Origin of the sequence: Bradyrhizobium sp. ISRA442, assembly GCF_038085055.1 — a bacterium.
Taxonomy (GTDB): domain Bacteria; phylum Pseudomonadota; class Alphaproteobacteria; order Rhizobiales; family Xanthobacteraceae; genus Bradyrhizobium.
Genome location: NZ_JALGCN010000009.1, coordinates 90,183 through 106,254, shown reverse-complemented (window position 1 = coordinate 106,254; position 16,072 = coordinate 90,183). Strand labels below are relative to the sequence as shown.

The 16,072-nt window shown below is 63.7% G+C and carries 4 protein-coding genes; 1 reads left to right on the top strand and 3 read right to left on the bottom strand.

Features of this window, described 5'->3' with window-relative positions; genetic code table 11:
* Nucleotides 1-203 precede the first annotated feature (203 nt).
* A complete protein-coding gene (locus MTR72_RS20145; RefSeq protein WP_341510866.1) occupies nucleotides 204-11,186 on the top strand; it encodes a DUF5801 repeats-in-toxin domain-containing protein in 10,983 nt (3,660 codons plus the stop codon).
* A gap of 102 nt (nucleotides 11,187-11,288) precedes the next feature.
* On the opposite strand, the gene MTR72_RS20140 is transcribed toward MTR72_RS20145, so the two are convergent.
* From MTR72_RS20140 to MTR72_RS20130, 3 genes are all read right to left on the bottom strand, one after another.
* Nucleotides 11,289-12,305, bottom strand: a complete 1,017-nt coding sequence (locus MTR72_RS20140; RefSeq protein ID WP_280964746.1) for a transglutaminase-like cysteine peptidase — start codon at nucleotides 12,303-12,305, stop codon at nucleotides 11,289-11,291.
* Nucleotides 12,306-12,530: 225 nt separating this feature from the next.
* Nucleotides 12,531-13,784, bottom strand: coding sequence for an HlyD family type I secretion periplasmic adaptor subunit (locus tag MTR72_RS20135; RefSeq protein WP_280964745.1), 1,254 nt, complete (start codon nucleotides 13,782-13,784; stop codon nucleotides 12,531-12,533).
* A gap of 4 nt (nucleotides 13,785-13,788) precedes the next feature.
* The gene (locus tag MTR72_RS20130) at nucleotides 13,789-15,930 is read right to left on the bottom strand and encodes a type I secretion system permease/ATPase (RefSeq protein WP_445819614.1); all 2,142 of its coding nucleotides are present in this window, start codon (nucleotides 15,928-15,930) and stop codon (nucleotides 13,789-13,791) included.
* Nucleotides 15,931-16,072 lie beyond the last annotated feature (142 nt).

Here is a 16,072-nt window from a genome sequence, read left to right as displayed (position 1 = left end):
CAATTCGCGGCAAGATATTCATTTCTAATGCCTTTTCGGGCGACGCTCACCCATATCAACCAATTTACCACGGTCGACCAAAAAGTCTTCGTTAACTAGTTGATTTCGTTGACCGCTGATGCAGTTAACAATAGCTTAATACCTAAGTTTTTCGGCTTACTTTCTGTTTTTCAAGCGCACAGAGTGTTTGGCAGGGGCAATTAATGAATGCTCAATTTCAGGTGGCTCAGGCCACCGGTTCCGCTGTTCCGACCAATTCCACCCCAGTTCGAACTTTCTCGCTATCGAAGCCGCTGACAGATCAGGCGGTGGTCGTGCATCTTGGGTATGACCAGAAGGTCAAGCTCGATTTTTCGGCAATCGCGAATGAGAAGATCACGCTCGTCCATGTCGGCGAGAAGCTGATCATTCTGTTCGACAACCAGTCGACGGTCACGGTCGATCCCGTCTTCGACTCCCGGCATGACGATGGCGGGCTCCTGTCGATCGAGCTCGCGCCCGGGCGCGATGTCAACGTGCAGGAGTTCGCAAGCCTCTTCCCGATCACGACGGATCAGTCAGTGCTGCCCGCAGCCGGCGACGGCAACGGCAACGCGCAAGCAAGCGGCGCCCACTTCACCGGCAGCGCCGTCGATCCGTTGGTTGCGGGCAATCCGCTCGACCTGCTGGGTCAGGAAGAGCTCGGCAATTTCGCCCTCGGTCCGGAGACATTCACGGCACTGCCTACAACGATTCCGCCGAGCGCTGGCTTCACGCTTTCGGGCACGATAGTCATCCACGACGAAACCGTCGACGTGCAGACCCTCAACGGCGCCAACGATCGGGCCATTGCCGCATTGCCTGCGGTCTTCTCTCCCGTCGGATTGATCGGATGGGCCGAGAGCGCCGTTTCGGAGATCGCATCGTCGAGCGCCAGTTTCGGGAGCGGCGGCACTGGAACGATCACCTATGCACTGACGACGTCGACCGGCGCGGCGTTCGCGGGCGTCGATTCCGGTCTGCAGGCCACGGTGACCGGCCACGCAATCTTCCTGTTCACCGAAGGCAATCTCGTCGTCGGCCGCGAGGGCACCGCCGGTGGTGCGGCAGATGCGAACGGTGCGATCGCTTTCGAGCTCTATCTCGATCCCGTGACCTTCAAGCTTGACGTGGCTCAGTATGAAGCCATCAAGCACGGTACCGCGTCCGAACCCGACACGAGCGAAGGCGCCCAGCTTGCCGACGTCGTGTTCGTGCAGCAGACGGTGACGGACGGCAGCGGCAACACGGCCACTGCGGTTTCGACCGGTTCGCTCGGCGTGTCTTTCCTCGACGACGGTCCGACCGTCACGCGCGGCGAGGGCAGCGAAATGCCTTCCCTCGGGGTGTTGAATCTCGACGAGACGATTGGGCACGGCGATAGCCCGCAGCCCGACACCTACAACACCGGCGAAACAGAATCGAACGGTGGCTTTCCGAACGGCACTCTGGACGACACCGGGGTGACCACCATCACGGTGTCGACTGCACCGACGCAGGCCCAGGCGATCGGGGAGTTGTCGACGCCCGCTGGCGGGCTCATCAATCTCTTCCCCGCGGCGCTCGTCGATTTCGGAACGGATGGTCCCGGTCCGGACGGCGGCATCAGCAACGTCATGAAGCTGGTGCTGTCGAGCGCGACCGTCGGCACGAACCTGACCGCGACGGCGCTTGCCAATACTCCGCTGGAAGGCCTCGACGCAGCGGCCCGATCCATCGTGCTGGTCCAGGTCAACGATACCACGATCGAGGGACGTATCGTCGGCGACGGCGTCGCCAACAATGGCGACGAGTACGTCGCGTTCCGCATCACCCTGGAAAACGCCAACGATCCTGCGACGGCGCACGTCACCGTCGACCAGTTCCTGGCGATCGATCACGGCGATACATCGCTGTTCGACGAGCAGACGCTCCTCCAGCTCACCGGCGCCGGCACGCTCGACCTGCAACTCACGACGACAGTCACCGATGGCGATGGCGACCATGCCAGCTCGACGACCCAGGTCAACCTGATCGGCAGCGAGAATTCATTCGTCGCCTTCGACGACGACGGTCCGACGATCACGCGGGAAGAGGGCGAACATCCGTCGAATCTTGACCGGCTCAATCTCGACGAAACCATCGGCCACGGCGACGGCCCGCAGCACGACACCTACAACGTCGGCGAATCCGAGTCAGGCGGCGGTCTGCCGAACGGCACGGCCGATGATACGGGTGTCACCATCGTCACCGTCGCGACCAATCCCACCCAGGAACAGGCCATCGGCGAACTGTCGACCCCCGCGGGTGATATCGCGGATCTGTTCGACATGGCCATCGTCGACTTCGGAACGGATGGTCCGGGCGCCGGCGGTGGTATCAGCAACGTTCTCACGCTGGTGCTTTCGAGCGAGACGGCCGGTACGAACTTGACTGCGACCGCGCTGGTCGGCACGCCGCTCGAGAACCTCACGGCGGCACAGCGCGCCATCGTGCTCGTTCAGGTCGACGACAACACGATCGAAGGGCGCATTGTCGGCGACGGCATCGCGAATAACGGCGACGAATATGTTGCCTTCCGCATCACGCTGGAGAATGCAAGCGATCCCGCCACGGCGAAAATCACCGTCGACCAGTTCCTGCCGATCGACAATGGCGGCTCGGAGAATCCGTCCCTGTTCGATGAGCAGGCGATCCTGCACATGGCCGGGAACGGGACGCTCAAGCTTGAGCTCACGACCACTGCGACGGACGGCGATGGCGACCAGACCAGCTCGTCGGTTCAGGTCACGCTGATCGGCAACGAGAAATCGTTCATCGCCTTCGACGACGACGGTCCGACCGTCACGGCGTCGGAGATGCAAGGCTTTCAGGTCGTTCACGACGAAACTCTGTTTCTGCAGAGCCCGCCATTCGGCGACGACAACGATATTCTGTTCACGTCTGTCTTCAACGGGGTCGCCAATCCGGGGCACGACCCGCAGGGCCTCTTCGGTCTTCCGCTGGGCTATGCGCAGAGCACCGTCGCGGCGCTCACCATCAACAATGTGGACTACGGCACCGACGGCGCAGCCAAGACGGGCGCCCAGGTGTTCTCGCTGACGCTCACCGATACGCAGGGCAACAGCACGACCGGTCCGGTCGATTCCAACATCACCACGACGGAAGGGAAGGAGATCTTCCTGTTCCTGGAGAACGGCCTGATCGTCGGCCGTTACGACGGATCCGATTCAGGCTCCGACGTGACCAACACCGGCAGCGATCCGGCCGCATTCGCGATCGCTATCGATCCGGTCAGCGGCAAGGTGTCCGTCGTCCAATACGTTTCGCTTCACCAGGACAGCGCCGATGTCGGCGTCGATTCCGATGAGGCGGTCTCGCTGGCAAACGCGCTCGGTCAGGTCAAGGCGACCGTCACGGTCACCGATGGCGACGGGGATCACGCCTCGGCGTCGGCCAACATTTCCGGTGACATTCAGTTCGAAGACGACGGACCGCTGGTGGCGGCTTCCGTCACCCGCGATTTCGGGGTGACCGCGGACGAGACCCCCAGCAACCAGGCCAACGACGTTACTGGCCCGTTGCACGTCTTCGATAACGTGGCCAATCCGGGCAATGATCCGGATGAGCCCGGACCGGTGCTTGCCTATGCGACCAGCAGCAGCGCGGCACTGAGCTTCCTGCCGTATTTTGGTGTCGACGGGCCCGATCCGACGACGCCGGTGAGCTATTCGCTGCACCTCAATTCGTCCGTCTCCGGCGTGAAGTTGACCGACGGAACGGCGATCAGCCTTCATGCGGAGAGCGACGGGTCCGGCAACAGCTGGATCGTCGGCCGCGTCGATTCCGGTGATCTTGAAGGGCAGGCGGCATTCGCGGTCTCGATCGATCCTTCGACCGGCAAGGTGTCGGTCGTCGAATATCTCTCGCTCTATCACCCGAGCAGCTCCAACCCGAACGACACAATCTCGCTCGCATCGGGCTCGATTTCGGCCGTCGTGACGATCAAGGACGGCGACGGCGACACGGCGTCCGCATCGGCAGACATCTCGGGCACGATCCACTTCAGGGACGACGGTCCGACGCTGATTTCCCAAACGTCGATCAACGCCAATGTCGACGAGGACGGTCTCCACACTCCTACGGACCTGTCCAATTCCAATCCGGATCATTCACCTCTGCTGCCCGGTGAAGTGCAGGGCACCAACTCGGCTGTCGCGACCTCGGCCACCTACGGCAAGCTTGACACGCTGGTGAATTTCGGCGCCGACGGCTTCGGCAGTTTCGGCCTGAAGACCATGTTTGGTCCGCAGGACAGCGGGCTGACGTCGAAGGGCGATCACATCCTCATCGTGACCGATGCGAACGGCCTGCACGGCTATGTCGAGAGCGGCACGCCGGGATTCGATTCGAACGATCGCGAAGTCTTTACGCTCACGGTCGGTTCGGACGGCTCCTATGTGTTCGCGCTGCACGACCAGATCGATCATCCGACGCTCAATGGGCTCGCCGGCGACAATACCGAGAACACTGAGGTCATCGATCTCTCGTCCTACGTGATCGCAACGGACGGCGACGGCGACAGCATTCCACTCGGGACCGGGACCTTCACGGTCACCGTGCTCGACGACATTCCCGTCATCACGGCGCGCGCGCCAACCGAGACGGAAGTCACGACAACGGACACCTTCACCTACACGCTCCAGGCCGGCAACACCGACATCCGCGCCATGGACGGTCAGGACAATCACGACATCATTCTGACCGGCGTCGATCTCAACGACAAGGACGACTCCGTCAACACCACGGGCAGCAAGATCGGTGTCGGCGACGGCCAGATCATCGACGGCTACAGCACCAAGCCGCTGTCAGGGCCCGAAATCCTGACGATGGCGTTCTTCGAGAACGTCTCGATCACCGGGAATCCGCAGACTCCGACCGTTAGCCACGGGTCGGCCTACTCCGTCAACACGGCGTCGTTCTCGATCGACGTGGCGGAAGCGCAGGGCGTCGAGACCGCGGTCGTCTTCATCTCGGCGACGGAAGGCGGCCAATTCGTCAACCTGACCTTCACGGTTGACGGTTCGCCCGTCACCGCAACCGCTGTGTTCGACAGCACCACGCACGTGCAAATCGGCTATGTGCTGGACGGCGTGCAGGACCTCTCGACGGTCAAGGTCATCGGAGCGACGCAGTTCGATACGCTAAACGTCGGCAATTACGACAATTTCCAGTTCGACAGCAGCGCCAATGGCAATCCGCAGACGCTGACCGACGGCAATTCGTTCAAGGTCTACGGCATCGAGTCGACCATCACCACGGTCACGACCGTCATCGAGACCTTCAAGGTCAGCGAGGACGAGAGTGCGGGTGTCAATACGACGGCCGATCCGAATCCCGCCAATGACACTTCCGACGCGCCGCCCGCCGCGATCTTCGAGGCAGGCGCCATCGGATATGCCAAGTCCGCGACCAGCGTGCTCGATTCCGGCTCGTTGTTCACCGGCAAGGTGGGCGCCGACGAGCCCGGTACCTATTCGTTTGCCATCACCGACAAGAACGGCAACGCGATTACCGGCCTTGAATCCGGCCTGACCACGCTCGATGGCACGCACATCCTGCTGACCACCGAGGCGAGCGGCGCCGTGGTCGGCATGGCCGGCCAGACCGAGGTGTTCAGGGTCTACGCCGACTCCACCGGATATGTGTGGATCGCGCAGTATCAGGCGATCCACAACGACCTCACCGGATCGAGCCAGGCAGCCTACGACGACATCGCGACCGTCACGGCCGACCTGCACCTCAAGGGCTCGCTGACGGATTTCGACGGCGACACCACCAGTGTGGTTTCGCCGGTCGCCCTGAATATCCAGTTCCAGGACGACGGACCGCTTGCGGTGAACGATCTCGACAGCGTCGCTCATGGCGATCTCGTCGCCACAGGCAACGTGATCACCGGCATCGACATCGCGGGAGGCGATGCCAACACGACGGATGGCGTCGCGGACACCGTGGGCACCGACGGTGCGAAGATCACGGAGGTCGATGGCGTCACGGCTGTGACGACTCCGGTCAATCACGTTTTCACCGTCGCCGGCCAGTTCGGCACTCTCGTGATCAACGAAAACGGCGACTACACCTATACGCGCTTCAACGGCAATCCGGTGGGCGACGTCAAGGATGTGTTCACCTACACGCTGACCGACGGCGACGGCGATTTCTCGACCGCGAAGCTGACGATCAACGTCTCGGACCACGGCGTCAGCATCGCGGACATTGGCGCTCAGAGCGGCGACGAGACGGTGTATGAGGCCAACCTCCCAGGCGGCTCGTCGCCGGACACCCCGGCGCTCACCCAGAGCGGGACGTTCACAATCAACGCGGCTGACGGTTTGGACAGCCTCGTCATCGACGGCCACACGGTCATCAGTGGCGGCGTATTCACCGGCGGCACGTTCACGACGTCGCTCGGAAACACGCTCTCGATTACCGGCTTCGACGGCACCAACCTCAGCTACAGCTACACGCTGGTCAGCAACGAAACTCACGCGCCCATTCAGGGGCCGAACGGCCTGATCGAGAGCTTTGCCGTAACCGCAACGGACGTTGATGGTGACTCGGCCATCAGCTCGATCACGGTCAACATCGTGGACGATGTGCCGACGGCGGCCAATGACGGCCCGTACGGGGTGGTCGAGGACACCCCCAGCAACGCTGTCTCGGGCAACGTGCTGACCAACGACGCGTCGGGTGCGGATGCGCCGGCGAGCTTCGTGGCTTGGGGCGGTGCGGCAGATGCGGCGGACATCGCGGCGCTGAACACCTACGGCACGCTGGTGCAGGACGGCAACGGGCACTGGAGCTACACGCTGGACAACAGCCGTGCGGCGACGCAGGCGCTGACGTCGGCGGATCATCTGAGCTTCACGCTGCACTACACCATGCAGGACGCCGACGGCGACACCTCGCCGGCGACGCTGACGATCAACATCACGGGTGCGGACGACAGCGCTTCGGTGACGACGGCGCAGGCGTCCGGACCGGATGCCACGGTGTACGAGGCCGGGCTGAGCCCGAACGGGTCTGCAGCGGCAACCGATCTGGAGACGACGACGGGCGGCTTCGCGATTTCGGCAACCGACGGGATCAAGGAGATCGTGGTCGGCGGCACGGCGTTCACGCTGGCCGAGATCCAGGCGTTCGGCACGACCCATGGCACGGTGAACACCGGCGAGGGCGTCCTGACGCTGACGAACTACAGCGGCGACAGCTTCGGCGGCACGGTGAGCTTCAGCTACACGCTGTCGGCGACGATCGACAATGACAGCGCGACCCCGACGCCGCCGGACACGGTGGACGGTACCGGGTTCAGCGACCACATCGCGCTGGTGGTGCACGGCATCGGCGGCACCTCGGGAAGCGACGACCTGGTGGTCCGGATCGTCGACGACACGCCGACGGCGGCCAATGACGGCCCGTACGGGGTGGTCGAGGACGCTGCCAGCAACGCTGTCTCGGGCAACGTGCTGACCAACGACGCGTCGGGTGCGGATGCGCCGGCGAGTTTTGTGGCGTGGGGCGGTGCGGCGGATGCGGCGGCAGTTGGCGCGCTGAGCACCTACGGCACGCTGCAGCAGAACAATGACGGCACGTGGAGCTACACGCTGGACAACAGCCGTGCGGCAACGCAGGCGCTGACGTCGGCGGATCATCTCAGCTTCACGCTGCACTACACGATGCAGGATGCTGATGGCGACACCTCGCCGGCGACGCTGACGATCAACATCACGGGTGCGGACGACAGCGCTTCGGTGACGACGGCGCAGGCGTCCGGACCGGATGCCACGGTGTACGAGGCCGGGCTGAGCCCGAACGGGTCTGCAGCGGCAACCGATCTGGAGACGACGACGGGCAGCTTCGCGATCTCCGCGACCGACGGGATCAAGGAGATCGTCGTTGCCGGCACGACGTTCACGCTCGCCCAGATCCAGGCGTTCGGCACGACCCATGGCACGGTGAATACCGGCGAGGGTATCCTGACGCTGACGGGCTACAGCGGCGACAGCTTCGGCGGCATGGTGAGCTTCAGCTACACGCTGTCGGCGACGATCGACAATGACAGCGCGACCCCGACGCCGCCGGACACGGTGGACGGCACCGGGTTCAGCGACCACATCGCGCTTGCGGTGCACGGCATCGGCGGCACCTCGGCGAATGACGACCTGGTGGTTCGGATCGTCGACGACACGCCGACGGCGGCCAATGACGGCCCGTACGGGGTGGTCGAGGACAGCCCCAGCAACGCTGTCTCGGGCAACGTGCTGACCAACGACCAGTCCGGTGCGGATGCGCCGGCGAGCCTCGTGGCTTGGAGCAGTGCGGCGGATGCGGCAGACATCGCGGCGCTGAACACCTACGGCACGCTGGTGCAGGACGGCAACGGGCACTGGAGCTACACGCTGGACAACAGCCGTGCGGCGACCCAGGCGCTGACGTCGGCGGATCATCTCAGCTTCACGCTGCACTACACCATGCAGGATGCCGACGGCGACACCTCGCCGGCGACGTTGACGATCAACATCACGGGCACGGACGACAGCGCCACGGTGACGACGGCGCAGGCGTCCGGACCGGATGCCGCGGTGTACGAGGCCGGGCTGAGCCCGAATGGGACGCATGCAGGAGACGGGTCGGCTGCGACGACGGGCAGCTTCACGATCTCGGCGACGGACGGGATCAAGGAGATCCTGGTCGGCGGCACGACGTTCACGCTGGCTGAGATCCAGGCGTTCGGCACGACCCACGGCACGGTGAACACCGGCGAGGGTATGCTCACGCTGACGGATTACACCGGCACCAGCTTCGGCGGCACGGTGAGCTTCAGCTACACGCTGTCGGCGGCGATCGACAATGACGTGATCCCGACGCCGCCGGATACGGTCGACGGCACCGGGTTCAACGACCACATCGCGCTTGCGGTGTTCGGCATCGGCGGCACCTCGGCGAATGACGACTTGGTGATCCGGATCGTCGACGATGTGCCGACGGCGCATGCCGATACCGACACGACTGTCAGCGGCTCTGCCAGTGGCAACGTCATCACTGCGGTCGGCACCACCAACTCGGGTGCGGATACGCTGGGTGCGGATGGGGCGTCGATCTCGGGCGTCCAGGCCGGCAACAACCCGATACCGATCACCAACAACAGCGGCGTTGGCGCCGGCGTTCACGGGGCGTTCGGCACGCTGACCCTCGGCTCGGACGGCTCCTACACCTATGTCGCCGACGCGAATGCGTCGGGCACGGACGTGTTCTCCTACACGCTGAAGGACGGCGATGGCGATACGTCGGTGACGACGCTGACCATCACCGTCTTCAACAGCCAGCCGACCCTTGTGGCGGCATCGGCGACGACGAGCGACGCGGCGGGCGACGACAATGTCGTCAACTCGAACAGCGATGCGTTCGTGCCGCAGACGCAATCCGGCACCATGAGCTTCAACTTCGGAGGCGACGGCGCCAATCCGACGACGCCGTTCTCCTATGTCTATGACGGTGGATTGGGTAGCGCGTCTGCAACGACGAGCACGAACGGTTTGGGTCAGACCATTCTGACCCTGACGGCCGCAGCCTGGGTGCTGACGCTGAACGAAGCCACCGGCGTATACACCTTCAAGCAGACGGCCGCGTATGACCACGCGGCGGGCACCTCATCGGCCACGGGCATCGTGAACGTCACGCTGACCGACTTCGACGGCACCACGGCCACGAAGGCGCTCACGCTCACGATCAACGACGACACACCGAGCCTCGGCGTGATCGATCACGGCGTGATCGCGAACGAGGCGAACCTGACGCTGGTCGGAAAGATGGCCGTCGATGGCGGCGCCGATCATCCGGTGACGGCGAGTCTTGCCGGCAACGCCGATCCGTCGGGCATTACCTGGAACGGCAACGCCGTCCACTACTATGTCGACTCGGCGAACCCCAGCACGCTTGTGGCGTATACCGGCTCGGATCATACGCTCAACAACGTGTTCACGCTGTCGGTCGATGCAGTGAACGGCGCTTACACGTTCACCGAACTGCAGCCGCTGGATGCTTTCAACAGCGTCAACATTGCGGGTTCGGTAGCAGTCGCCAGTGGGCCGAAGAGCCTTCTGGAACTGACATCAGCAGCGGGGGACAATCTGTCGCTCCTGAGCGGTTGGCACGCCGATGCGGGATTTGTGCTTGCCGACTGGAAGAACGGCATCACCGGATCGACGACGACGGACCATATTTCGCTTCACAACATCAACGGTTCATCTCAGGGATTCGGTGTCGACAGCAACAACATCGGCACCGGCGATATCATGCGTTTCGACTTCGGAACGGTGAACGACTTTGACGGTAGCGGTCCGTACTCGCCGCCGTCGGCGAGCCAGGCCAACGTCACGTCGATTACGCTGACCTTCTCGAAGGTGGCAACGATCGACTACGTCGTTCATTACACAGACGGTAGCTTCGCCTCCAGCAGTTTCACCTCGTCGAGCTCCGGCAACACGATTCCATCAGCCGGAGGAACGAAGTTCATCGACTACGTGGAAATCTACTCGGAAGGCGACGCGGGCAAGGTCACGCTCGCCAAGGAGACGACGGTCACTTCCACCGGAACGAAGGATCTTAGCTTCAACGTGACCGTGACCGACCATGACTCGGATACGACTGCCGGGACGATCAACATCACGGTCGATGGCGATCACTCGTTGACGGGTACTGCGGGAGTCAACAATGACCTCGTCGGCGGCGCGTCGGCCGATACCCTGACCGGCAGCACCGGCAACGACACGCTGACAGGAAACGGCGGGGCCGACAAGCTTACCGGCGGCTCGGGCAATGACACATTCAAGTACCTGGCAACGACTGACAGCACCGTTGCGGCGCACGATGTGATCTCGGACTTCAGCAACACGGACGTGATCGATTTCTCGGCCATCTCCGGGATTACCCACGATGCGACGCTTTCCTCCACGACTCCGACGACTGTGGCGGCCCATTCGATCGTCTACTTCCAGAGCGGAGCGGACACGGTCATCTACGCCAATGCGACCGGCAATACCGAGAACGTTGCAAGCGCCGACATGATGCTGGTTCTGACGGGCATCAACGCCAATACTCTGGCTTCTGGTCAGATCCACCACGCGTGAGCCCGGTGCTTCTGGCGACGTAGGCTGCACGTTTAAATGAAAACGCCGCCGGCACCCACCGGCGGCGTTTTTCTGTCAGCAAGTCCGTCTGTCTCTGCCGCCTCACATCCAGAGCGGCAAGGAGCCGATGCCGCCGCCGCCGCCGAGCGCCTCGTCCCCGGTCCATTCGACCTGATCGCCGCTTTCGGCGGCAGGCGAGGCCGCGATTTCGCCCGTGAGCGGCTGCCGTTTCGCGTAAGGCGTTGCGAACAAGTGGACTCCGTCATGATTGATGGCAAACAGCGGGGTGAAGCTCGTCGCTTCGCCGTCCTCGATCAAGCTGTTTCGCCGGTTGTCCAAAATGAGCCATTGCCCGTCGAGGCGCGCGGCGAGCACGGCGTGGTCTTGGCGCACGGCGCGGTCACGGACCAGCACGAGCCGCAAATCCTCGCGCGGAAATCCGGCTTCGCGCAGCGCGGCATATTTGGCGATCGCGTAGTCCTCGCAATCACCCTTCGTCGTCGCGAAGGTCTCCAGCGGCGAGCTCCAGCGATCGGCTTCGCCGTGCTGGGCAAAGTCGCTGACGTAACGGACAACCATGTTGACCGCCCGGTTGGCCTCGTCCAGCCGCTCGCGTCCCGATTTGGATTTCACCGCGCCGATCAGCCGCAGGAATTGCGCGGCGTTGGAGGGGCAATTGCCGGCATCGGCCTCGCACTGCCTCAGCATCTCCGCGTCCTTGGCGAGTTTGGCCTCGAGCCCCCGCCACTTGCGCCACAACAGCCCGTCGGGCGCGCGGAAGGTGAACAGGCCGAATGGCTCGTCGCCCTTCGGGGCTGCCTGCTTGGGCTCCGGTGCTGCGTCGGTTGCGACGTTGGAGGGCGTCAGCGCCGCAAGGCGGGTCGCATTCGGCCCGCTGCCGCGCATGGCATCGAGCTTCGCCAGCACGTCGTTGATGCGGAAGAACGTCGCCGGAGGACGCGCCGCCGCATCAATGCCGGGCGCGAGATTGTCCTGAGCGTCCGGAGCAATGGTCTCATCGGCCGAGGAGGGCGATGTTGCGCAGGCCACGAACAACGCAACCAGCCCCACGCCGAGCGCGCGCAGGCTTGTTCGCTGCAATTCCAAATGCAGTGCCATAGACGACGTCCCCTGCCGGGAGCGTCGTCAACGTCTATCGCGTCGATCCTCGCCCCGATCCTGTTGTTGGATCGAGACTGCGGTCTGCGACGCTTAGGTGGAGTTAAGGCTGGAGGAGGGCGGGGCGATTGTCGCAAAGGCGGTCAATCGCGCGCTACGAGCGGCCGGCGAATTGTCGGCGAATTGTCGCCCTGGCCTTTGCGTCCTGTTAACCCTGCCGCGGCCTCAGCGCTCGCGCAGGGCTTCGTCCTTCAGGGTACGGGCGGGCTTGAGGATGTAATCCAGGACCGACTTCTCGCCGGTCAGGATTTCGACCGTCGTGACCATGCCGGGAATGATCGGCAGTGGCTTCTCGTCCGTTCCCAGATGGTTCTTCTCCGTCCGGATCATGACGCGATAGAAGCTCTCCTGGCGGTCCGGTGTCTTTTCGGCCTTGTCGTCGACGATGGTATCGGCGCTGATGCGCTCGACCTTGCCCTTCAACGAGCCGTAAACGGACGAGTCGTAGGCGGAGATCTTCACCACGGCGTCCTGGCCGGGCCGGATGAAGGCGATATCCTGCGGCCGGATACGGCCTTCGACCAGCAGCGTATCGTCGAGCGGAACGATGTCCATCACGTTGGCGCCGGGCTGCACGACCGCGCCCACGGTGGTCACGTTCAGCTTGTTGACGATCCCGTGCACCGGCGCCTTCAGGTCGGTTCGCCGGACCCGGTCCTGCGCCGATTTGATGTTTTCATCGAGCACGGCGAGGTCGCCCTTCGACTTCGCAAGATCCTCATCCGCCTGGGAGCGGAAGGAAGAGACCGTGCTCGCGATCTTGGATTGGGCCTCCGCGAGCTGTCCTCTCATCTCCGTCGCCTGACGGTCGAGGCGCAACATCTCGATCTCCGGCACGACCTTCTGCTCGTAGAGCTTCCGCGTCAGCGACAGCTCCCGCTCCAGCAATTTCAGCGTGCCGGTCAGGCGGGTGACCTGCTGGTTCAGGACGTCGACGTCCTGCGCCAGCTTCTGCGCGCGCATCTTGAACACGCTGGTTTCCGTGGCCACGGCCGACGGCACCACCTGGTCGAGTTGATCGGGGAAGCTCACCTCGCTCTTTCCCCTGGCTTCGGCCTCGAGGCGCGCGACGCGTGCGGCCATCGCAGCGCGCCGTTCCCTGATCTCGCCGAATTCGGAAGCGAATTTGGTATCGTCGATGCGCATCAGGGATTGTCCCTGCTGGACGATCGCTCCCTCCTGCACGAGGATTTCGCCGACGATCCCGCCTTCGAGGCTCTGCACCACCTGCATCTGCCGCGACGGCACGACGCGGCCGTTGCCGCGCTTGACCTCGTCAAGGATGGCAAAATGCGCCCAGCTCACGAAGACCACGAGCATGGCGAGGAACGTCATCAGCAGCATGCGCGAGGTTCGCGGCGTGCGCAGCATTGCGGCGGCACGAACGTCATTGGCGAAGGCGAAATCAGAGGACGCCATGGGTTCAGCCCTGTGATTGAGCCCGGGACAAATTGGGGTGAGGCGGGTTCTCGGCGGATGTCCCGTTCGGCTTGCCCTGGAGCAGGGCGAGCACCTTGTCGCGCGGGCCGTCGGCGATGAGGCGGCCGCTGTCGAACAGCAGCAGCCGGTCGACCGCATTGAGCAGCGAGAGGCGGTGCGTCGAGATGATCAGGGTCATGCGATCGCCATGGATCGCCTTCAGCCGCTCGAGAAATTCGGCTTCGCTGCGCACGTCGAAATGCGCGGTCGGCTCGTCCATGAACAGAATGCGCGGATTCCTGATCAGCACTCGCGCAAGTCCGATCGCCTGCTTCTGGCCGCCCGAGAGGCTGCGGCCGCCCTCGGCGATCGGCATGTCATAGCCCATTGGATGTCCGGCGATGAAGCCTTCCACTCCGGACAGACGGGCGGCATGAAGCACTTCTTCGTCGGTCGCCTCGGGCTTGCCGAGGGCGATGTTGTCGCGCAGCTTGCCGAAAAAGAGATCGGTATCCTGCAGCGCAAAGCCGATGCCGGCGCGGAGGTCGGCCGGATCGTATTGTCGCGAGTCGACGCCGTCGACGAGGATCCGTCCCTCCTGCGGTTCGTAGAAGCCCACCAGGAGCCGGCCAACCGTGGTCTTCCCCGATCCGACGCGCCCGATGATGCCGACGCGCTCGCCGCTTTCGATCTTGAACGTCACCTTGTCGAGCGCCTTGCCCGGTGCATTCGGATAGGTGAAGCTGACGTTATCGAAGCTGATGCGCCCCTGGTCGATTTTCCGCGACACGTAGGCGCGCTGTGGCGAGCGCTCCCGCTCCAGCGACATGATGCGGTCGATCGACTTCAGTGCCGACAACGTCTGGGTGCCGCGCGTGATCACCGAGGCGAGGCCGGCGATCGGCGCCAGCACGCGACCGGCCAGCATGTTGGCTGCGACCAGCGCGCCCATCGAGAGCTTGCCGTCCAGAATGAGGAGCACGCCGATCACGACAAGCAGGAGGCTTGTCGCCTGCTGGGCGGTGTTGGTGCTGGTCAGGGCAAGTGAGGCCCAGAAATGCACATCCTCGCCGGAGCGCGCAGTGGCGGCGACGGAGCGCTCCCAGGCCGTTTGCATCCGGGACTCGGCGCCGGTCGCCCGCACGGTCTCGATGCCGGACAGGGATTCGACGAGCACCCCATGCCGCGCCGCCGATTCCGCCTGCAATCGCTTCATGGCGCGATCCAGCGGACGCTGCACCAAAAGGCCGATGATGATCATGATCGGCAACATCGCGAGCGGTATCCAGGCAAGCGGACCCGCGATCGTGAAGAGCACACCGATGAAGATCAGGGCGAAGAGCAGATCGGTCGCCGAAACCACGCTGCCCGAGGTGAAGAACTCGCGGACCGAATCGAAGTCGCGGAGCTGGTTGGCGACGATGCCGACCGACGTCGGCCGCTGCGCCATCTTGACCGACATGATGTGCTCGAAAATGTTCGCAGCCAGCACCACGTCCATGGTCTTGCCGGTCACGTCGATCATCTTGCTTCGCACGGTTCGCAGCACGAAGTCGAACAGGATGGCGAGGCCCATCCCGACCGACAGCGCGATCAGTGAAGGCACGGCGCCATTGGGAACGACGCGGTCGTAAACGCTCATCGTGAACAGCGGCGTGGCGAGCGCGAGCATGTTGACGAGGAGGGCGGCGAGCGCAATGTGGCCGTAGCTGCGCCAATGCACCTTGGCCGTCGACCAGAACCAGTGACTTCGCGGCAGATCGCCGGCGGCGACGGCGCGCGCATTGCTCTCGACCGCGGCCCTGACGAAGAACGCGTATCCGGTATAGCCGGCCGAGATGGTCTGGATCGCGTGAAGCTCCGGGCTGTGGGGCTTCACGGACGGATTGAGGACTTTGACGGCGCTTCCGGACTTGTCGAAGTCCAGGAGGATCAGCGTCGTTCCGTTCTTCATGATCAGGACGGCTGGCAGCACCAGGGCGGGGATGTCGACAATGTCCCGCTTGACGGCTTCGGTCTCGAGCCCTGCACGCCGGGCTGCGCGGTCGTAGAGCGGGACCGACAACCGTCCATCGAGGATCGGGAGGCCGCCCAGCAATGCCTCGCGGGTGACGGCGCGGCCGTGATAGGCGGCCAGGTACATCAGCGATGATGCGAGTGGGTCGTCCCTTTCGAGGTGACCTTCTGCTTGCTTGGGTTCAGCCGCTGCCGTCACCTCAGCAACGGGGCGGACAGGCGCGCGCCTTGACTCGGATGATTGAAACAACAATTGCCAATGCCCAAAATGA